The organism is Gilliamella sp. B2889 (assembly GCF_026536885.1).
GTDB lineage: Bacteria > Pseudomonadota > Gammaproteobacteria > Enterobacterales > Orbaceae > Gilliamella > Gilliamella apicola_E.
In genome coordinates this window covers 70,872-90,765 of record NZ_JAFNNF010000004.1, presented here as the reverse complement: position 1 = coordinate 90,765, position 19,894 = coordinate 70,872, and the positions used below count along the sequence as shown (strand labels likewise).

21 protein-coding genes are annotated in these 19,894 nt (G+C 34.9%); 15 read left to right on the top strand and 6 right to left on the bottom strand.

What is annotated here, in order from left to right; translation table 11 throughout:
- Window position 1: 1 nt before the first annotated feature.
- Window positions 2-1,810, bottom strand: a complete 1,809-nt coding sequence (gene narX, locus J3U09_RS07405) for a nitrate/nitrite two-component system sensor histidine kinase NarX (protein ID WP_267357700.1) — start codon at window positions 1,808-1,810, stop codon at window positions 2-4.
- Window positions 1,811-2,042: 232 nt separating this feature from the next.
- On the opposite strand from narX, the gene rplU reads away from it, so the two are divergent.
- The 4 genes from rplU to cgtA all read left to right on the top strand — a co-directional run bounded on the left by rplU (window position 2,043) and on the right by cgtA (window position 4,841).
- Window positions 2,043-2,351, top strand: a complete 309-nt coding sequence (gene rplU, locus J3U09_RS07400; RefSeq protein WP_065562918.1) for a 50S ribosomal protein L21 — start codon at window positions 2,043-2,045, stop codon at window positions 2,349-2,351.
- A 15-nt stretch (window positions 2,352-2,366) separates the two neighbouring features.
- Complete coding sequence (rpmA, locus tag J3U09_RS07395) at window positions 2,367-2,627, top strand: 50S ribosomal protein L27 (RefSeq protein ID WP_034883716.1); 261 nt, start codon at window positions 2,367-2,369, stop codon at window positions 2,625-2,627.
- A gap of 86 nt (window positions 2,628-2,713) precedes the next feature.
- Window positions 2,714-3,694: a DMT family transporter gene (locus J3U09_RS07390; RefSeq protein ID WP_065562917.1), complete on the top strand. Its 981-nt coding sequence runs from the start codon at window positions 2,714-2,716 to the stop codon at window positions 3,692-3,694.
- Window positions 3,678-4,841, top strand: a complete 1,164-nt coding sequence (cgtA, locus tag J3U09_RS07385; RefSeq protein WP_267357698.1) for an Obg family GTPase CgtA — start codon at window positions 3,678-3,680, stop codon at window positions 4,839-4,841. Before J3U09_RS07390 ends, cgtA begins: the two co-directional genes overlap by 17 nt.
- Before the next feature lie 334 nt (window positions 4,842-5,175).
- Here cgtA and J3U09_RS07380 read toward each other — a convergent pair whose 3' ends face one another.
- The 3 genes from J3U09_RS07380 to nth are packed head-to-tail and all read right to left on the bottom strand — an operon-like array spanning window position 5,176 to window position 6,744.
- Complete coding sequence (locus J3U09_RS07380) at window positions 5,176-5,535, bottom strand: hypothetical protein (RefSeq protein ID WP_267357696.1); 360 nt, start codon at window positions 5,533-5,535, stop codon at window positions 5,176-5,178.
- A gap of 33 nt (window positions 5,536-5,568) precedes the next feature.
- Window positions 5,569-6,099 carry an endonuclease SmrB gene (gene smrB, locus J3U09_RS07375; protein WP_267357694.1) on the bottom strand — a complete coding sequence of 177 codons (531 nt, stop codon included), beginning with the start codon at window positions 6,097-6,099 and terminating at the stop codon, window positions 5,569-5,571.
- 6 nt (window positions 6,100-6,105) lie between these two features.
- The gene (gene nth, locus J3U09_RS07370) at window positions 6,106-6,744 is read right to left on the bottom strand and encodes an endonuclease III (protein ID WP_065562913.1); all 639 of its coding nucleotides are present in this window, start codon (window positions 6,742-6,744) and stop codon (window positions 6,106-6,108) included.
- A gap of 256 nt (window positions 6,745-7,000) precedes the next feature.
- On the opposite strand from nth, the gene putP reads away from it, so the two are divergent.
- The 11 genes from putP to adk all read left to right on the top strand — a co-directional run bounded on the left by putP (window position 7,001) and on the right by adk (window position 18,105).
- Entirely contained in the window at window positions 7,001-8,488 is a 1,488-nt protein-coding gene (gene putP / locus J3U09_RS07365; protein ID WP_416380052.1) for a sodium/proline symporter PutP, read from the top strand.
- Between the two features lie 41 nt (window positions 8,489-8,529).
- Window positions 8,530-9,801, top strand: a complete 1,272-nt coding sequence (tyrS, locus tag J3U09_RS07360; RefSeq protein WP_267357690.1) for a tyrosine--tRNA ligase — start codon at window positions 8,530-8,532, stop codon at window positions 9,799-9,801.
- Window positions 9,802-9,805: 4 nt separating this feature from the next.
- Window positions 9,806-10,672, top strand: a complete 867-nt coding sequence (gene pdxY, locus J3U09_RS07355; RefSeq protein WP_267357688.1) for a pyridoxal kinase PdxY — start codon at window positions 9,806-9,808, stop codon at window positions 10,670-10,672.
- Between the two features lie 83 nt (window positions 10,673-10,755).
- Window positions 10,756-11,199: a helix-turn-helix domain-containing protein gene (locus tag J3U09_RS07350; protein WP_267357686.1), complete on the top strand. Its 444-nt coding sequence runs from the start codon at window positions 10,756-10,758 to the stop codon at window positions 11,197-11,199.
- A gap of 86 nt (window positions 11,200-11,285) precedes the next feature.
- Window positions 11,286-12,395 carry a flavodoxin-dependent (E)-4-hydroxy-3-methylbut-2-enyl-diphosphate synthase gene (gene ispG / locus J3U09_RS07345; RefSeq protein WP_065734952.1) on the top strand — a complete coding sequence of 370 codons (1,110 nt, stop codon included), beginning with the start codon at window positions 11,286-11,288 and terminating at the stop codon, window positions 12,393-12,395.
- Window positions 12,396-12,419: 24 nt separating this feature from the next.
- A complete protein-coding gene (hisS, locus tag J3U09_RS07340) occupies window positions 12,420-13,697 on the top strand; it encodes a histidine--tRNA ligase (RefSeq protein ID WP_065734951.1) in 1,278 nt (425 codons plus the stop codon).
- 23 nt (window positions 13,698-13,720) lie between these two features.
- Entirely contained in the window at window positions 13,721-14,488 is a 768-nt protein-coding gene (locus J3U09_RS07335; protein ID WP_267357684.1) for a YfgM family protein, read from the top strand.
- 26 nt (window positions 14,489-14,514) lie between these two features.
- Window positions 14,515-15,687 (top strand): outer membrane protein assembly factor BamB, encoded by a 1,173-nt coding sequence (gene bamB, locus J3U09_RS07330; protein ID WP_267330564.1) that lies wholly within the window; start codon window positions 14,515-14,517, stop codon window positions 15,685-15,687.
- An 18-nt stretch (window positions 15,688-15,705) separates the two neighbouring features.
- Window positions 15,706-17,172: a ribosome biogenesis GTPase Der gene (gene der / locus J3U09_RS07325; RefSeq protein ID WP_065734948.1), complete on the top strand. Its 1,467-nt coding sequence runs from the start codon at window positions 15,706-15,708 to the stop codon at window positions 17,170-17,172.
- A gap of 3 nt (window positions 17,173-17,175) precedes the next feature.
- Window positions 17,176-17,427 (top strand): zinc-ribbon domain-containing protein, encoded by a 252-nt coding sequence (locus J3U09_RS07320; protein WP_267357682.1) that lies wholly within the window; start codon window positions 17,176-17,178, stop codon window positions 17,425-17,427.
- A gap of 33 nt (window positions 17,428-17,460) precedes the next feature.
- Window positions 17,461-18,105 (top strand): adenylate kinase, encoded by a 645-nt coding sequence (adk, locus tag J3U09_RS07315; RefSeq protein WP_267357680.1) that lies wholly within the window; start codon window positions 17,461-17,463, stop codon window positions 18,103-18,105.
- Window positions 18,106-18,151: 46 nt separating this feature from the next.
- On the opposite strand, the gene J3U09_RS07310 is transcribed toward adk, so the two are convergent.
- Both J3U09_RS07310 and ybeD read right to left on the bottom strand, forming a co-directional pair.
- Window positions 18,152-19,429 (bottom strand): bifunctional O-acetylhomoserine aminocarboxypropyltransferase/cysteine synthase, encoded by a 1,278-nt coding sequence (locus tag J3U09_RS07310; protein WP_267357678.1) that lies wholly within the window; start codon window positions 19,427-19,429, stop codon window positions 18,152-18,154.
- Between the two features lie 67 nt (window positions 19,430-19,496).
- Complete coding sequence (gene ybeD, locus J3U09_RS07305; RefSeq protein WP_034883735.1) at window positions 19,497-19,763, bottom strand: DUF493 family protein YbeD; 267 nt, start codon at window positions 19,761-19,763, stop codon at window positions 19,497-19,499.
- Between the last annotated feature and the right edge of the window lie 131 nt (window positions 19,764-19,894).

Sequence of the window (19,894 nt, the reverse complement as noted above, 5' to 3'; positions counted from 1 at the left end):
GTTATTCTTCTATCATTTTAAATGGGATCATTGTAGTTGCTTTAAACGTTATTACAATCTCAGTGCCTAGATTAGGCTTACTATTAATGGTTAAATTGCCATTTAATATTCCAACTCTATCACGCATAATTATTAATCCATAATGATTATCTTGATTAGCATTATTTTGTAAACCAATACCATTATCTTTTATGCTGACAGTAATAATCTGGTTATCATCAATAGTTAAACTTATTTTAACTTGTGTTGCATTAGCATGTTTATAAATATTATTTAAAGATTCGCGTACACATTGCAATAGATGGAATGCATATTTGCTCTTAATGATATTGAGAGGTAGTTGATATTCAGCTTGTATTTTAAATTTCAATTTTTGATTAAATTCTTCGATCAATTCCATTAAGCTGGCATAAAAACCGGTTTGATTAAGACGTAAACGAAAAGAAGTTATTAATTCTCTTAATTGAGAATATGTAATATTAACTTCTGTACGCATAATAGCTAGCAAATCACTACTTGTCTGTGAGGTTAAATCTGGTTGCATTTGTAAGCAACTAAGATGAATTTTTAAACAAGAAAGAGATTGTGCTATAGAGTCATGTAACTCTCTGGCCATTGCTGAGCGCTCTTTCATTAATAGATATTGTTTTTGTTGTTCTATTTGCCTATCAAGCATTAGTGCTGTCGTCATTTGCTCGACTAAGGCTGTAATTAAATTTTCTTGTTCTGCACTTAGATGCATTGTTGATGGTTGTAGAGCAAATAAAATACCAAATTTTTCACCTTTTTCTTGAAGATACCAATAACGTTGAAATCCATTTTCTTGATAAGATTTTGATGGAATAAGGCAAGCGTTACATTCTGAATTTTGGCAATAAGGTAGTCTTTGTTGGTTGGCATAGCTGATTTGTTGATAATGTTCTATATTATCCGACTCATAAAAACGAATTTGAAACTGTGTTAATGGCACTAATTCCTCAAGCTGGCGGAGTATAATTAAAAAGCGTTCACATAATGGATCTGATGTGTGCAGTTGTTTTATAGCTTGATACTGAAACGACAATATTTTATTGATTTGTTGTAATTCGGCAGTTTTTTCTGTGACTCGTTCTTCTAATAATTGGTACTGCAATTCAATTTGTTCTGCCATTTCATTGAAGGCTTGCCCCAATAAATCAAATTCGTTCTTTTTACTTTTCTTACTGTTAAATCGTTGGCTAAAGTTATGTTGCGAAATAGATTCAGCCATATTAATTAATTTGCGCCAAGGAGCAAGAAGATAACGACGTAAATAGTAAATTTGCGCAAGAAGAAAAAGAACAATTAGAATGATAAAAACAAATTGCAGTTGAGATATATAATGGATTTGATTTTCTGTTTTTTGATCAATTTGATGGACTAATTTATTGGTCTGAGTTACAAACTTATCAATTTCATTTTTTATTTCATCTATACTGTTTGCTTGTTTAATTTTGGGGACAATATCAGTTATCCATTGAGACTGTAATTGGTTAAGCTCATCAATTAAATGGTAACGTTCAAATAATTTTAATTGCTCAGAAGACGGAATATCATTAAAAATATTAAGTCGATCATAGTCCTTTTTTTCAATCGGGATCATGGCTAAAAATTGATAGCTTTTCATCCTAATTAAACCCAATTGGTTTATCATATAAGCACTGCCTTTAGTATCATTAGCTACTTGTATTGATAAAAACAAAGCTAATAACGCCATGGCACCTAAAGAAAACATTAAAAGTGTTAAACGATTTAAAATAGATGCACTGTAGCGAAATTTTCTTTTTAGCATATCGATACTCAATATTTTTGTGTTAAATATTGTTTAAATAAATAATAATTTAGCTCTATTGTATCGTGAAAACCGTTGTTCAAAGATCTTTTTTATGACTTTTTGCGATCTTTTATTAAACAGCGCTTGCAACAAGCATAAATTTTGCGTAAAATTCACGCCCTATAAGATTAATCAATGCAGACATATATGTTAAATCAGGAATCGTCTGCTTTTTATTGCGGAGTTAAGTATGTACGCAGTTTTCCAAAGTGGTGGTAAACAACACCGAGTTAGCGAAGGGCAAGTCGTTCGCTTGGAAAAAATTGAAGTCGAAACAGGTGCAGAAGTTGTTTTCGATAAAGTTTTAATGGTAGCAAATGGTGAAGACATCAAAGTTGGTGCTCCGTTTGTTGAAGGTGCAACAGTTAAAGCAGAGATTGTTGAGCACGGTCGTGGCGAGAAAGTGAAAATTGTTAAATTCCGTCGTCGTAAACACTATCGTAAACAACAAGGTCACCGTCAGTGGTTCACTGATGTGAAGATCACTGCAATCGCTTAATAGGAGTATCGAACAATGGCACATAAGAAGGCTGGTGGTTCATCACGTAATGGTCGTGATTCCCAGAGTAAACGTTTAGGTGTTAAACGTTATGGTTCTCAAGAAGTTCTTGCTGGTAATATTTTAGTTCGTCAACGTGGAACTCAATTCCACCCAGGTACTAATGTAGGTTGTGGTCGTGATCATACCCTATTCGCGTTAGTTGATGGACAGGTTAAGTTTGAAGTTAAAGGACCTAAAAACCGCCGTTATGTTAGTGTAGTTGCTAACAGCTAATAAACCAGCGGTTCATAAGTTATAGAAGCCTCACAGTTATTGTGGGGCTTTTTTCATTTCTTGAAATTTATATAAATTAATTCATTATGATAAAACAGCAAAATGTTAAATTAGGTTTTGCGCTAGCCATGTTGACGTCAGTGATGTGGGGACTCGTGCCAATTGCTATGAAATATGCATTAGTTGTTATTGATCCATTAACGTTAGCTTGGTCACGCTTAAGTATATCAGCAGTAGGTATAACGCTTTGGTTGGCTTATAAAAAACAATTTCCTAATTTGATGATGTTTAAAAAACGACGCCGTTTTATTCTATTAATGATTGCCGGATTTGGTTTATTAGGTAATTTTGCGCTTTTTGCTACAGCTGTTCAGTATTTATCTGCAACTACAGCTCAAGTTGTTGGACAAACTGGCATTGTCATATTTATGATTTCTAGTGCTTTTATTTTCAAAGAGAAATTAAGACCAACACAAATTATTGGTATTACTATATTGTTAATTGGTTTAGCGCTATTTTTTAATGAAAATCTAGCAGATCTCTTTGCCAATATGTCTTCATATGGTATAGGTGTGTGGCTTGCCTTATTAGCCTCTATATCATGGGCATGTTATGCATTAGCGCAAAAAGTATTATTAAGAAAATTAAGAGCAGAGCAGCTACTTTGGTTGATTTATCTTATATGTAGTATCTTTTTATGGCCTCTAGCATCGCCGACTAAAATTGCTAATGCTGATTTTAGTCAATTGTTTGCAATTATTTTTTGTGGTTTAAATACCATTATTGCTTATGGTGCTTTAGTTATGGCAATGGAGCGTTGGCAAGCTGCGCAAGTAAGTGCTATAACAACACTGACACCACTTTTTGCACTGATTTTCTCAGATTTATTTGCTTTACTATGGCCAGAAAAGTTTGTAATGCAATATTTAAATATTATAGGTTATATTGGCGCGGTATCTGTTGTAGCAGGTGCAATGTTTGCAACAGTTGGACATCATTTATGGCAACCTAGAAAGGGCTGGCTGATTAACCGAAAAAAGAGGACAAATAATGAAATTTGTAGATGAAGCTTCAATTCGAGTGGAAGCTGGTGACGGTGGTAATGGTTGTGTTGGTTTCCGTCGTGAAAAATATATACCTAAAGGTGGTCCTGATGGTGGCGATGGTGGAGATGGTGGCGATGTATTTTTTATTGCCGATGAAAATCTAAACACACTCGTGGATTTTCAATTTGAAAAGAACTATCGCGCTGAACGTGGTCAAAATGGACAAGGTTCTGATTGTACCGGCAAGCGAGGTAAAGATATTACCGTTAAAGTACCTGTTGGGACTCGTATCACTGACAAATATACTGGTGAAATTATTGGTGATCTAACTCATCATCAACAAAAAGTCCTTGTGGCTAAAGGTGGTTTTCATGGGCTTGGTAACGCACGTTTTAAATCATCAGTGAATCGAGCTCCAAGACAAAAGACTGATGGTACACCGGGTGAAAAACGTGATGTGATACTAGAACTTTTACTATTAGCTGATGTTGGTATGTTAGGTTTGCCTAATGCAGGTAAATCAACGTTTATTCGTTCAGTTTCAGCAGCAAAACCGAAAGTCGCTGATTATCCATTTACAACTTTAGTACCTAGTTTAGGGGTAGTTAGAATGGATAATGAGCAGAGTTTTGTTGTTGCTGATATTCCAGGGTTGATTGAAGGCGCATCGGATGGCGCAGGACTTGGTATTCGTTTTTTAAAACACTTAGAACGCTGTAGGATTTTAGTTCATCTAATTGATATTGCTCCAATCGATGAATCAGATCCAATTGAAAATGCTAAAGTTATTATTCAAGAACTTCACCAATATAGTGAAAAATTAGCCAATAAACCGCGCTTGTTAGTTTTCAATAAAATGGATGTATTGGGTGAAGAAGAAAGTGCCAAATGTGCAGCAGAAATTGCAAAAGCACTCGACTGGAATGATAAATATTATGTGATTTCAGCAGTTAATCATGAAGGGGTAAAAGCCTTATGTTGGGATCTAATGGACTACATGAATGCGCATCCTCGTGAAGCAGAAGAAGCAGAAACGGCAGCAGAAAAAGTTGAATTTATGTGGGATGATTATCACCAACAAGCGATGGATGAGGCTTTTGATGACGATGATTTTGATGATTGGGATGACAGTAACGAAGAAGGGGTTGAATTTATCTATCAAAAATAGTAATAACCTAAAATAGGTTAAACTTATCACTTCAAATTATTAACTAAAAAATCACCATTGCGAAAAATACAGGGTGACATAGCCCTGTATTCCTCTCTATTATTCTAACGCTAACACAATGATTTCATATTAAAAAAATTGGTGGTTTATATTTTTCTTTTATTTTTTGAAAAAAGTCAAAAAAAACGCTTGCTTTTAATAATGAGAATTATTATCATTAAGATGTACTTGATTAGAGCGTCGCAAGACTTCTGAAAAAGTATGACATTGCTCACATTGCTTCCAATGTTTGCCAGCCTAGCGCAACTATGCTGGCTTTTTTATTTTAAAGTGATTAAAAATACGATGTTTTGATAACTAATTGATCATCAATGACCATTTTCCATTGACCCTCCTCAAAATAAGGAGGCTTACTTACTTTGAATAAAGAATTTAAACCTAAAACTCCTACTTTAAAATCATCACCAATAAATTCTTGTATCGGTCCTTCAACGCTTTTAGTTACCCCATCTTTTTTATAATTGTAAATAACTTTGGCGTCTTTAGTGATAGTTATCACCATATATTCACCTTGCCATTTGCCAATATAGTTACTTTTTTCTGAAGGAATTGCATCAAGTCCGCCACATGCAGTTATAAAGATAGCAAGTATTAGAAATAAATAAACATGTTTTATTTTTTTTAATAATTTCATTTTTTTATTCCTTATATATTTAAAATTTATTTTTTAGTTATTGATGGTATCAAATAAAATAAGTAATGCTGCACTGCCGCCAAATTCTTTCGGTGCTTGATGAAAACAAATGATATTAGGATGCTGGGCTAACCACATTGGTGTCTGTTTTTTTAATATGTTTTTACCGTGCCCATACATGATGCAAGCGCAATTGGCATTTTCTTTTAAACAAACGGCGATTAATGCTGCTATTTCTTTTTTCGCTTCTTGCAGAGTTAATCCATGTAAATCTAAAAAGAATTCAGGTGCATAAAATCCACGTCGTAATTTTTTCAATTCATTAGGATCTGAGTTTTCACGACTATAACGAATCGGATCTTCTTGTAATAGAGGTTGGTAATCATCAGAAAAGTAAAATTCATTATTTACTTTTTCATGTTGAATTTTTTGATTTTCTATTAGCTTTTGAGATCGTTTTTGAGGTTTATGAATCACAGTATCTTGTTTGAGCTGTTTGGTTTTACCAATACTATTTTTAAACAAGTCTATGTCTTCATGATCTAATATAAATTTATTCGGCATTGATTCTCACTCTGGATAAACTTTTTCTTTAAATTCACACAAATCTTCAATAACACAAGATCCACAACGAGGTTTTCTAGCAATACACGTATATCTACCATGTAATATTAACCAATGGTGACAATTTATTTTGTACTCCTTTGGTACCACTTTCAGTAACTTCTCTTCAACTGCTTCAACGGTTTTACCTGGAGCAAAACCAGTTCGATTACTTACCCTAAATATATGTGTATCGACCGCAATAGTTGGCCAGCCGAAAGCTGTATTTAACACAACGTTGGCTGTTTTTCTACCCACACCAGGTAGCGCAATTAATGAATCAAAGTTTTCTGGGACTTGTCCTTGATATTTATCAACCAAAATCTGACAAGTTTTAATAATGTTTTCAGCTTTACTATTATATAAACCTATTGTGCGAATATAATCTTTTAATTTATCGACGCCTAACGCTAAAATTTGCTCTGCAGTGTTTGCAATCGCAAATAACGGTTTTGTAGCTTTATTAACACTAACATCTGTAGCTTGGGCTGAAAGCACAACGGCAATAAGTAGCTCGAACGGTGTTTGATACACCAATTCGGTTGTAGGATCTTTAATATGATCTTTTAGTCTTTCTAAAATTTGTATTCGTGTTGATTGTTTCACAATATATTATAAACATAAGATGGTTAATTAATATTATATACTTTTATTTTAGATTTAACCGTAGGATCTATTGAGTTTTTATAAAAGTTAAGACTATTAAAAATCTATCTATTGGAAAATAATAAAATATTTTTACTTTTGAATTGTTTTTTCTTTTTTATTTAATATTTACCTGCAGTAATCACCTGCTTTTTAGCATTGGCTTTTTGTGGTAAGCTAGCCAACTATTTTTTAATTTCATCATTCAAGGTTTATTATAAAAATGTCATTACCAATGATTGTCACCTTTGCTGTTTACATATTAGGAATGATTGCTATCGGTTTTTTTGCATTCCGTGCAACGCGAAATTTTGGTGATTATATATTAGGTGGGCGACGTATCGGTAGTGTAGTGACTGCACTTTCTGCTGGTGCTTCAGATATGAGTGGTTGGTTATTAATGGGATTGCCGGGTGCAGTCTTTTTATTTGGTATTTCACAAAGTTGGATTGCAATAGGTTTAATAATTGGAGCTTATTTAAATTGGCTTCTTATTGCGGGTAGGCTAAGAGTTTTTACTGAAATAAATCATAATTCATTAACTTTACCTGATTATTTTTCTCGTCGATTTGATGATAACAGCTCATTACTAAGAATTATTTCGGCAGTAATAATTTTAATCTTTTTCACGATTTATTGTGCTTCTGGTGTAGTTGCTGGCGCTAAATTATTTGAAAGTACATTTGGCCTTAGTTATGGCTGGGCTATGCTTGCTGGTGCAGGAGCAACCATTGCTTATACTTTTATCGGTGGTTTTTTAGCTGTCAGCTGGACAGATACTATTCAAGCTAGTTTAATGATGTTTGCATTAATTTTAACCCCAATCATGGTTATGATAAATGCTGGGGGGGGGGCAGATGCATTGGCTAATATTCAATCATTAAATCCCGATTATACAAACATCTTTTCACATATGGATTTTATTGCCATTATCTCTTTATTAGGATGGGGACTTGGTTATTTTGGTCAGCCTCATATTTTAGCAAGGTTTATGGCTGCTGATTCACATGATGTAATGAAAAACGCTCGTCGAATTAGTATGACATGGATGATTTTGTGTTTAGCCGGTGCTATTACAGTTGGTTTCTTTGGTATAGCTTTTTTTGCTAATAATCCAAATTTAGCTTATTTAATTGATGATGGTAAGCATGAACGTATTTTCATCGAATTATCTAAATTACTTTTTAATCCGTGGATTGCAGGTATTTTGCTTGCAGCTATCTTAGCTGCAGTAATGAGTACTTTAAGTTGCCAATTATTAGTTTGTTCAAGTGCATTAACTGAAGATTTCTATCGAGCATTTATCAGACCAAAGGCTAAACAACGAGAATTAGTTTGGGTTGGGCGTGTTATGGTCTTATTAGTTTCAGTTATTGCTATTTTACTCGCAATAAACCCAAATAACAGTGTGCTTGATTTAGTCAGTCATGCTTGGGCAGGATTTGGAGCGGCATTTGGCCCTATTGTTGTATTTTCGGTTTTCTGGGCTCGAATGACTCGCAATGGCGCACTAGCAGGAATGATAACGGGAGCAATTACCGTTTTACTTTGGATAAATTTCAATTGGTTTAATTTGTATTCCTTGATTCCAGGTTTTTTATTTGCGTCAATAGCAATAGTTATTTTTAGTTTATTAGATAAAAAACCAAATGAAATAGTCGAAGATCATTTTGAACAAGCGTATAAAAGATATCATAATAAATAAATGTAATTAAATAGAATAGAAACGTTAATAGGTAAAATATCATGACAAAAAATGTGATCAAACAACTGCAAGAGCGTGGGCTTATTGCTCAACTTACTGATGAAAACGCGCTAATGGAATTAATCGAAAAAAATCCTATTGCGCTATATTGTGGTTTTGATCCAACAGCTGACAGTTTGCATCTTGGTCATTTAGTTCCATTACTTTGTTTAAAACGTTTTCAATTGGCTGGTCATAAACCAATTGCATTAGTTGGTGGTGCAACAGGACTAATTGGGGATCCAAGCTTCAAAGCAGTTGAACGTAAGCTTAACACTGAAAATACTGTTATTGAATGGAGTGAGAAAATCAAACAACAAGTATCGCCGTTTTTGGATTTTGAATGTGGTGATAATGCAGCTATTGTAGCCAATAACTATGATTGGTTTGGTGGCATGAATGTTTTATCTTTTTTACGGGACATTGGTAAATATTTTTCCGTCAATTCAATGATTAATAAAGAATCTGTTAAGCAACGTATTGACCGCGATGAGTCAGGTATTTCATTTACTGAGTTTTCTTATAGCTTGTTACAATCTTATGATTTTGCAAGCCTAAACCAAGCACATAATGTCGTGTTACAGATAGGTGGTTCTGATCAATGGGGTAATATTACCGCAGGTATCGATTTAACTCGTCGTTTACATCAAAAACAAGTTTATGGTTTAACCGTACCATTAATTACTAAATCGGACGGAACCAAATTTGGTAAAACTGAAAGCGGTGCAGTATGGTTAGATCCTAAAAAAACCAGCCCGTATAAATTTTATCAATTTTGGATTAATACTGCTGATGCCGATGTTTATCGTTTCCTTAAATTCTTTACATTCATGTCATTGGAAGAAATTGATGCATTGGAAGAAGAGGATAAGAATAGTGGCTTAGCCCCTAGAGCTCAATATGTACTTGCTGAGCAAGTTACTCGTTTAGTTCATGGCGAAGATGGCTTAGCCGCAGCGAAACGTATCACTGAAAGTTTATTTTCTGGTAAGTTAACTGACTTATCTGAAGCTGATTTTGAGCAGTTAGCTCAAGATGGTATGCCTACATTGGCTGTTGAAGAAGAGCTAGATTTGCAACAAGCAATCGTTAATGCAGATTTTGCACCTTCAAGAGGCCAGGCAAGAACAATGATTGAATCAAATGCTATTTCTGTTAATGGTGAACGTAACTCCACAACAGATTATCGTTTTTCTAGTAGTGATAAACTCTTTAATCGTTATACATTATTGCGCCGAGGTAAAAAATACTATTGCTTACTCATTTGGAGATGATTTCATGAAAAATATTTTATCGATTCAGTCTCATGTTGTATTTGGTCATGCAGGTAATAGTGCTGCTGTATTTCCAATGCGTCGTTTGGGTGTGAATGTTTGGCCTCTAAATACGGTTCAATTTTCAAATCATACCCAGTATCGTCAATGGACTGGATCGGTAATGTCAGCATCTCATTTGGTTGATATTGCTGAAGGAATTAATGCTATTGGGGAATTAGAACGATGTAATGCTGTATTAAGTGGGTATATGGGATCTCCAGAGCAAGGTAATGCAATCATCGACATAGTTAAGAAAGTAAAGGCAGTAAATCCTGAAGCAATTTATCTTTGTGATCCAGTAATGGGACATCCTGAAAAAGGTTGTTTTGTTGCACCAGGTGTATCCGAATTTTTATGTAATATCGCTTTGCCTATTGCAGATATGATGGCTCCAAATATCTTAGAGCTAGAGGAACTTAATGGTAAACAACCAATCAGTAATGTTAATGAAGCAATTTTAGCCTGTCGTTCAATTTGTCAAAAAGGGCCTAAAGTGGTGTTAGTTAAACATTTAAGTCGCGCTGGTTATCAAAAAGATCGTTTTGAAATGTTGCTTGTAACTATGGATGAAGCTTGGCATATTGAGCGCCCGTTAGTCGATTTTGGTGTTAAGCAACCAGTAGGTGTTGGCGATGTGACTAGCGGGCTATTTTTAGCAAATATAATGCTTGGTAAATCAATGGTTGAAGCTTTCGAACATACTACCTCTGCAGTTTATGCTGTTATGCTTGAAACATTAAAACAAAATGAATATGAATTGCAATTAGTCGCTGCACAAAATGAAATTGAAACACCGAAACAATGGTTTAATGCAAAAAAAATTGATTAATTTTTAAAGTATGTAAAAATATATAAACTTATGCAAAAATAAGTTAAAAATACGTTAATTGATGGAAGGCGAAATAAGAGAGAATGATGGAAAACAATATTACTTTGGGTAAGATTCTTTCCGATTTAAGGGATAACATGGGCTTAACCCAAAAAGATATCTCTGCTCAACTTCATGTTAGAACTCAAGTTATTTCAGAAATAGAAAATAATCAGTTAGTTCATGCCCCTTATGTTCTTGTTAAAAGCTATATTCAAAACTATGCAAAAATTGTTGGTTTACCTAGTGAAGAATATCAACCTTATCTTGAGGCATTAGCAAAGCAATATTCAGTAAAAAAACCTTTCAAACTTGAATCAATAGATAATAAAAAAAATCATAGTAAAAAGATTATCTTCATTGCTTTATCCATTTTTATTTTGTTATTAGGTGTTGGATTATATTACGCTACCTGTCAAAACAAAAATAATTATGTTGAAGTTAGCCATTATATTTCTCCTGGTGCCTCTGATCGCGTTAACAGTTAGCAAATTTTCGAATTCACATACAGACATTTGCCCCAAATCTTGTTAAGATCGCGACCTAGTTATTTTGTAATGTGATTAGGCATCTTATGAGTCATCAAGAATCACCAATTGTTAGGAGAGAATCTACCCGAATTTATGTCGGTGATGTGCCAATTGGAGGCGGAGCTCCGATTGCTGTCCAATCCATGACCAATACACGAACAACAGATGTAGAGAAAACAGTAGCTCAAATCCAAACGCTTGAGCGTGTTGGTGTTGATATTGTGCGCGTTTCTATTCCAACGATGGATGCTGCTGAAGCATTTAAATTTATTAAGCAACAAGTAAAAGTTCCCTTGATTGCCGATATTCACTTTGATTATCGAATAGCTTTAAAAGTTGCTGAATATGGTGTTAATTGTTTAAGGATTAATCCTGGTAATATTGGTAATGAATCGAGAATTCGTTCAGTAGTTGATTGTGCTAAAGATAAAAATATTCCAATACGTATTGGTGTTAATTCAGGTTCGCTAGAAAAAGATATCCAAGAAAAGTATGGTGAACCAACACCAGAAGCGATAGTTGAGTCTGCGATGCGCCATGTAGATATTCTTGATAGGCTTGATTTTGATCAATTTAAGGTAAGTGTTAAGGCGTCAGATGTTTTTACCGCAGTTGATTCGTATCGATTATTGGCAAAACAAATTAAGCAGCCTTTACATTTAGGAATAACTGAAGCCGGAGGCATTCGTACAGGTGCTGTAAAATCAGCAATTGGGCTTGGTTTATTGCTATCTGAAGGTATTGGCGATACATTAAGAGTTTCACTTGCTGCCGATCCGACGGAAGAAGTCAAAGTTGGATTTGATATTTTGAAATCTTTACGTATCCGATCTAGAGGGATTAATTTCATTGCTTGTCCAACTTGTTCAAGACAAGAATTTGATGTAATAAGTACCGTTAATACGCTAGAGCAACGACTTGAAGATATTATAACACCGATGGATGTCTCTATTATTGGCTGTGTTGTTAATGGTCCAGGTGAAGCATTAGCTTCCACAATGGGTGTTGCTGGTGGGCACAATAAAAGCGGTTTTTATGAAGATGGTGTGCGCATAGGGCGTATAGATAATGAAAAAATGATAGATGAGTTGGAAGCTAAAATACGGGCTAAAGCCTTAATTTTGAAAAATAGAATAGCAACCACTGAACTATAATCTTATTAGATAGCGAATAAATATATGACTGAAAAAAAAATCCAATCAATACGGGGAATGAATGATTTACTCCCGAGTGATAGTGCAACATGGCAACAAATTGAAAAAATTGTCAAAGGTGTGCTAAATAGTTACGGTTATAATGAAATTAGAACCCCAATTGTTGAAGATACTGGATTATTTAAACGAGCAGTTGGTGAAGTGACAGATATCGTTGAAAAAGAGATGTATACTTTCAACGACCGTAATGATGAAAGTCTCACTCTACGCCCAGAAATTACAGCAGGTTGTGTTCGTGCAGGAATTGAACATGGTCTGTTTTATAATCAAGAGCAGCGCTTATGGTATTTAGGGCCTGCATTTCGTTATGAAAAACCTCAAAAAGGGCGTTATCGCCAATTCCACCAATTTGGTGTTGAAGTATTTGGCCTTGAAGGACCGAATATTGATGCAGAGCTTATATTATTAACCGCTCGTTTTTGGAAAGCTCTTGGTATTGAAAAGCATACTACACTTGAACTCAATTCAATTGGCTCAGTTGAAGCTAGATCCAATTACCGTAACGCGTTAGTTAGCTTCTTAGAACAACATAAAGATAAATTAGATGAAGACTGTTTACGTAGAATGTATACTAATCCATTACGTGTGTTAGATTCAAAAAATCCTGTTGTACAAGAATTGCTTAATCAGGCGCCAAAATTATTTGATTATTTAGATGAAGAATCTAAAAATCATTTTGATGGGTTATGTCATTTATTGGACAACGCAGGAATAAAATATAATATTAATCAAAGATTAGTTCGTGGTTTAGATTATTATAATCGAACTGTTTTTGAATGGGTTACTACCAGTTTAGGTGCTCAAGGTACCGTGTGTGGTGGAGGACGCTATGATGGGCTTGTTAGTCAGCTTGGTGGACAACCAACCCCTGCTGTTGGTTTTGCCATGGGAGTTGAGCGTTTAGTATTGCTTGTACAAGCGGTTAACCCTTCTTTAAATCGTGACAACTCGATTGATATTTATATGATATCTTCTGGTGATGAGCAAACAATATCTGCTGCACAAAGAACGGCGGAAACATTACGTGATGGTTTACCTGATAGAAGAATTGTTACAAATTACGGTAGTAGTAATTTTAAGAAACAATTTGCCAAAGCTGACAAATTAGGTGCTAAAATAGCTGTAATCATTGGCGAAAATGAAATTGCCAATCAAACAGTAACAATTAAAAATTTACAAACAGGCGAACAAGTTGAAGTTGCACAAAAAGAGATTGTTCAAACGTGTTTGGCAATATTGTAAGTTAAGGAAAATAGGAGAAAAACGTGAGTTATCAATTATCTGGCGAAGAACAAGTTTCAGAGATAAAAGAATTTCTTGCTAAAACGTGGAAAATCATTGTTGCAGTTATAGTAATTGGATTACTAGCTTTTTATGGCTGGCGTTACTGGCAATCTTACAAATTAGAAAAAACGATTGAATCTTCCGAACGGTATGAACAATTAATAGCTAATTTAGACAAAAATAATCCAGATTCAGTAAATGAATTAGTCTCTTTCGCTGAGAGTGATAATACTATTTATAGTGTTTTTGCTAATTTAAAAGCAGCTAAATTTTACGTTGAAGAATTGAAAGATTATCCAAAAGCTGAAAAGTTACTCACTGATTCATTAAATAAAACTGATTCAGAAGTTATTAAATCAATCAGTTATATTCGTATTGCAAAAATACAATATCAACTTGAACGTTATCAGGATGTTTTAGCGACCTTAAATAAGGTAACTGAAAAAAGTTGGGTACCTGTAGTTAATGATATTCGTGGTGATGCCTATATGAAATTGAATAATTATGCTGAAGCTGTTGCGGCTTATAATGTTGCATTAGCTCCTGCTCCAGTTGATCAATCAGGGGAAAATTATTCTAAAGCTTCATTGCCTACAGAACAGTTAGATAAAAATATCAAAATGAAGTTAAATCAGGCTCAATATCTTAAAGATAAGCAACAAGCTGAACAAGAAGCTCAAGCCGCCAAAGATAAAGCAAAGCAAGAAGCAGAAGCTAACGTAAATGCAGCGCAAGAAAATAAAAATTAATTTATCCTGATATAAGGGTTTATACAATGAAGTTAACAAAATGTCTTTCTATTAGTGTTTTTATGTTTTCACTTGCTGGATGTTCATTGTTTGGTGGAGAAGAAGAGATAGTACAAGTATCACCTTCGCCGAAAGTAAGTAACCAATTTTCAATAAAAGAAGTATGGCGAAATAGTACATCAGGCAATACACATATTTATTCATTATTAGGTCCTATTAATTATGATAATGCTATTTATGCTGCTAGCCGAAGCGGACAAGTTAAAGCTATTGATCTATTAAATGGTCATACAATATGGGATAAAAATTTATCAAAAAGTACATTATTTAGCAGCAAAACAGCGCTATTTTCTGGCGGTGTAAGTGCTGATGATAAATATGTATATGTTGGTAGTGAACGTGCTGTTGTATATGCTTTAGATCGTAATGATGGTAATGTTATTTGGGAAAAACCAGTAAAAGGCGAAGTACTTGCTCGTCCTATTTCTTCAGAAGATAAACTCATTGTTTATACCGCAAGTGGTAATTTACAAGCTTTGAATCGTAATACCGGCGAGGATGTATGGGATGTTATGCTTGAAGTTCCACCTCTTTCATTAAGAGGTAATTCTACCCCAACAATTGCACATGGTGCAGCAATACTTGGTGATGATACTGGTCATGTAAATGCTTACTACTTAAACGATGGACAACTGATTTGGCAACAACGTATTTCACAACCTAGTGGATCAACTGAAATTGCAAAATTGAATGATGTTGATTCAACCCCTGTTATCGAAGGTAATTTAGCTTATGCAATTGGGTACAATGGTAATGTTGTAGCACTTGACTTAAGTAATGGTCAGATTGTATGGCGTAAAGAGATGGGGTCTACGCATAGTTTTGCAGTTGATAGTCAACATTTATTTGTTGTAGATCAAGATGATAATGTACAAGCGGTCAGCAAAAATGGTGGTACAGTACTATGGACTCAAGCTGATTTGTTACATCGTCAATTAACCGATCCTGTTTTATATGAAAACTATATTGTTCTTGGTGATTTTGAAGGTTATCTATATTGGTTAAGTAAAGATAACGGTGAAGTCGTTGCTAAAACACAAGTTAGTAGTAGTGGATTGATTTCGAAACCATTAGTTGTCGACAATAAAGTTATTGTCCAAGCTAAAAATGGTGATATTTACGCATTCACAAAAAATTAAGGTAATTAGAGAAAAAATATGGTACCTGTTGTCGCACTAGTTGGTCGTCCGAATGTAGGAAAGTCGACTTTATTCAATCGATTAACTCGAACTCGAGACGCCTTAGTAGCTGATTTTCCGGGATTAACTCGTGACCGTAAATACGGACGAGCAGAAATCAAAGGGCATGAATATATAGTCATTGATACTGGTGGTATTGATGGCACCGAAGATGGGGTTGAAAGCTTTATGGCGGAACAATCCCTACAAGCAATTGAAGAAGCAGACATTGTCCTTTTTTTAGTTGATGCAAGAGCTGGAGCTATGCCTGCTGATCATGCAATTGCTAAGCATCTTCGCGCTCGTGAAAAAGCAACATTTTTAGTTGCTAATAAAATTGATGGTATTGATGCAGATAGCGCAATATCTGATTTTTATAGTTTAGGATTAGGGGACATTCATCCGATTGCAGCAAGTCATGGTCGTGGTGTAAATGTTTTAATTGAAACTGTACTCGATCCTATTTTCCATTTTGAAGATGATCAGCATGAAATCATATCAAATGATTCAGAAGATGAAGAGCTTCCTGAATCTTATGATGACATTGAAGATGAAGCTGACTCACTCATCAACCAGCCAATCAAAGTTGCTATTGTTGGAAGACCAAATGTAGGTAAGTCAACACTAACTAATCGAATTTTAGGTGAGGAGAGGGTTGTCGTTTATGATATGCCCGGCACAACACGCGATAGTATTTATATCCCCATGACGCGTGATGATCGTGAATATATCTTGATAGATACAGCGGGAGTTCGTAAACGAGGTAAAGTAACAGAAACCGTTGAAAAATTCTCTGTTATTAAAACCCTGCAAGCGATAGAAGATGCTAATGTTGTTATTTTAGTAATAGATGCCCGAGAAGGCATATCTGATCAAGATTTGTCCTTGCTTGGTTTCATCATTAATAGTGGGCGCTCACTTGTTATTGCAGTCAATAAGTGGGATGGTTTATCACAAGATATCAAAGAGCAAGTAAAAACGACGTTAGATGATCGGCTTGATTTTATCGATTTTGCTCGTTTACATTTTATATCTGCACTTCATGGCAGTGGTGTAGGGAACTTATTTGACTCGATCCAAGAAGCATATGATTGTGCGACTCGTCGTGTTAATACTGCATTATTAACCAAAATCATGCAAATGGCGCAAGATGACCATCAGCCACCATTAGTGAGAGGGCGTCGAGTAAAATTAAAATATGCTCATGCAGGTGGATACAACCCACCAATTGTTGTTATTCATGGTAATCAGGTTGAAGATTTACCTGATTCTTATAAACGCTATTTAATGAATTATTTTAGACGCTCATTAAAAATTATGGGATCACCAATACGAATTCAATTTAAAGAAGGCGCAAATCCATTTGAAGGCCGAAAAAATAGTTTGACGGCTTCCCAACAACGTAAACGTCGTCGTTTAATGAAACATGTACGGGGGCGTAAATAACTTATGACAACAAAAAAGAGTATTGATGAGGGGCAAGAATGTATTTGTCCGAAATGCCATAATAAAATGGACATAGTGTCGCCACAACATTATGACTGTCCTCATTGCAAGCAACATTATCTAGAACAGTATATCTGTCCAATTTGTCAGCAAAGTGCTCAAATAGTTAAAGGTTGTGGTGCTATAAACTACATTTGTCACACTGATGGTTTAATCTCCAGCAGTAAAGTGATATTTCATTATTTACCAGAATAGAAATTTATATTTAAAGCCATAAGAGGTTATTTTATGCGAATTATTTTGTTAGGCGCACCAGGGGCAGGAAAAGGAACTCAAGCTCAATTTATTATGCAAAAATATGGCATTCCCCAAATTTCAACGGGTGATATGTTGCGTGCAGCGGTAAAAGCAGGTAGCCCGCTAGGTCTACAAGCAAAAGAGCTTATGGATAATGGTAAGCTTGTTACTGATGAGTTAGTTATTGCTTTAGTTAAAGAGCGTATTGCACAAAGCGACTGTGAAAAAGGCTTTTTATTAGATGGTTTTCCTCGCACAGTTCCACAAGCGGATGCAATGAAAGAAGCCGGAATTAATGTAGATTATGTGCTTGAATTTGATGTACCTGATGAAGTTATTATTGATCGTATGAGTGGTCGCCGTATTCATGCTGGTTCAGGACGTGTATATCATATTCGTCATAATCCGCCGAAAGTGGAAAATATTGATGACATAACGGGTGAACCATTGACTATCCGTAAAGATGATAATGAAGAGATTGTTCGTAAACGTCTTGTTGAATATCATGATTTAACTAAACCTTTAGTTAACTATTATCAACATGAAGCGAAAGAAGGTCGAACTAAATATTACCGCATTGATGGAACACAAGCTGTTTCAGCTGTGACTAATGAATTAACTAAAATTTTAGGTTAATTTTTAAAAAGAGGGATGATACTCATCCCTCATATTATCAAATTTATTATTTAGCTGAGTTAAGTGCTTGCTCTAAATCTTCAATAATATCATCGATATGTTCGATACCAATTGATAAACGTATCATTTCTTGGCTTACACCAGCTTTTTGCAATTCTTCATCATTGAGTTGCCTATGCGTAGTTGATGCTGGGTGACAAGCTAATGAACGCGTATCGCCAATATTGACTAAACGAATAATCAATTTTAAGGCATCAATAAATTTTGCACCAGCTTGCTTTCCTCCTTTAATGCCAAAAGACAAAATCCCGGCAGGTAATCCATTATCCATTTGTTTTACGGCTAAATGATGTTCAGGATGATCAATAAGCCCTGCATAATTGACCCACTCAACTTGAGGATGTGAAGCCAAATACTTAGCAACTTTAAGTGTATTTTGGCAGTGACGTTCAATACGTAAAGAGAGTGTTTCAAGGCCTTGCAATAATAAGAACGTATTAAATGGCGATAAAGCTGCTCCCATATTTCTAAGAGGTATTACTCGACAACGTGCAATATAAGCTGCATCACCAAAGCTTTCAGTATAAGAAACGCCATGATAAGAAGGGTCTGGTTGGTTTAACATAGGATACTTATCGGCATGATCTTTCCAACGAAATTTACCAGAATCAACTATCATTCCACCTAAACTATTGCCATGCCCACCGATATATTTAGTTAATGAATGTACAACTATATCAGCGCCAAATTCAAATGGTCGGCAAAGGGCAGGGCTGGCAACTGTATTATCAACAATTAATGGTATACCATGCCGATGGGCAATATCAGCAAGTGCAGTCAAATCAACAAGGTTACCAGCCGGATTACCTATACTTTCACAGTATATGGCTTTAGTTTTGTCATCAATTTGGTTTTCGATAGCTTTTAGGTTATTGTGTGGTGCAAATTTAGTTGTAATACCAAAATTAGGCAATGTATGAGCAAGTAAATTATATGTGCCACCATAAAGTTTAGACACTGAAACAATATTTTCTCCAGCAAATGTGATGGCTTGTATTGCGTAAGTAATAGCAGCCATACCAGATGCTACCGCAAGAGCGCCTATACCACCTTCAAGAGCAGCAACACGTGCTTCAAGTACTGCATTTGTTGGATTTGTTATTCGAGTATAAATGTTCCCCGCGACTTTTAAATCGAATAAATCGGCACCATGTTGTGTGTCATCAAAAGCATAAGATGTCGTTTGATATATGGGAACAGCGACGGAGTGAGTGGTTGGTTCAGGAGTATAGCCTGCGTGCAAAACAATTGTTTCTGGTTTCATATAAGAGCCTCATATTTACAACTATAAGACTCTTATTTTGTGCAAAAAATTACCAAAAAGTAAAGAATTATAAAACCATTCTCACTATATCTATTTCACCTAATTCTTTGTATAAACTTTCCACCTGATCAATATGTGTTGCATTAATCGTAATTGAAACAGAATGATAATTACCTTTACTACTTGGTTTAATCGACGGTGTATAATCTCCAGGCGCATGGCGCTGAATAACTGACACCACTTTATCAACTAATTCAGGTTTTGCTTCACCCATTACTTTATAAGTGAAAGAACAAGGGAAATCTAATAATTCATTTAATTTTGTTTGTTGCATAATAGTCTTTTTCTCGTTTTATCAATGTAACTACTAACTTTTGCTAATATATATAGTCAATTTATTATTCTTCAAGCCATAAACATCACTTTTTAAAGCTTATAATTTGATCTATGATAAGCAAATTCTAA

Bases quoted from the DNA above. Each gene is read 5' to 3' on its own strand.
- ispG (WP_065734952.1), top strand. From the start codon at position 11,286: ATGAGTCATCAAGAATCACCAATTGTTAGGAGAGAATCTACCCGAATT.
- bamB (WP_267330564.1), top strand. From the start codon at position 14,515: ATGAAGTTAACAAAATGTCTTTCTATTAGTGTTTTTATGTTTTCACTT.
- pdxY (WP_267357688.1), top strand. From the start codon at position 9,806: ATGAAAAATATTTTATCGATTCAGTCTCATGTTGTATTTGGTCATGCA.
- narX (WP_267357700.1), bottom strand. From the start codon at position 1,810: ATGCTAAAAAGAAAATTTCGCTACAGTGCATCTATTTTAAATCGTTTA.
- hisS (WP_065734951.1), top strand. From the start codon at position 12,420: ATGACTGAAAAAAAAATCCAATCAATACGGGGAATGAATGATTTACTC.
- ybeD (WP_034883735.1), bottom strand. From the start codon at position 19,763: ATGCAACAAACAAAATTAAATGAATTATTAGATTTCCCTTGTTCTTTC.
- tyrS (WP_267357690.1), top strand. From the start codon at position 8,530: ATGACAAAAAATGTGATCAAACAACTGCAAGAGCGTGGGCTTATTGCT.
- cgtA (WP_267357698.1), top strand. From the start codon at position 3,678: ATGAAATTTGTAGATGAAGCTTCAATTCGAGTGGAAGCTGGTGACGGT.
- J3U09_RS07390 (WP_065562917.1), top strand. From the start codon at position 2,714: ATGATAAAACAGCAAAATGTTAAATTAGGTTTTGCGCTAGCCATGTTG.
- adk (WP_267357680.1), top strand. From the start codon at position 17,461: ATGCGAATTATTTTGTTAGGCGCACCAGGGGCAGGAAAAGGAACTCAA.
- J3U09_RS07380 (WP_267357696.1), bottom strand. From the start codon at position 5,535: ATGAAATTATTAAAAAAAATAAAACATGTTTATTTATTTCTAATACTT.
- der (WP_065734948.1), top strand. From the start codon at position 15,706: ATGGTACCTGTTGTCGCACTAGTTGGTCGTCCGAATGTAGGAAAGTCG.
- rpmA (WP_034883716.1), top strand. From the start codon at position 2,367: ATGGCACATAAGAAGGCTGGTGGTTCATCACGTAATGGTCGTGATTCC.
- smrB (WP_267357694.1), bottom strand. From the start codon at position 6,099: ATGCCGAATAAATTTATATTAGATCATGAAGACATAGACTTGTTTAAA.
- J3U09_RS07350 (WP_267357686.1), top strand. From the start codon at position 10,756: ATGATGGAAAACAATATTACTTTGGGTAAGATTCTTTCCGATTTAAGG.
- J3U09_RS07320 (WP_267357682.1), top strand. From the start codon at position 17,176: ATGACAACAAAAAAGAGTATTGATGAGGGGCAAGAATGTATTTGTCCG.
- rplU (WP_065562918.1), top strand. From the start codon at position 2,043: ATGTACGCAGTTTTCCAAAGTGGTGGTAAACAACACCGAGTTAGCGAA.
- J3U09_RS07310 (WP_267357678.1), bottom strand. From the start codon at position 19,429: ATGAAACCAGAAACAATTGTTTTGCACGCAGGCTATACTCCTGAACCA.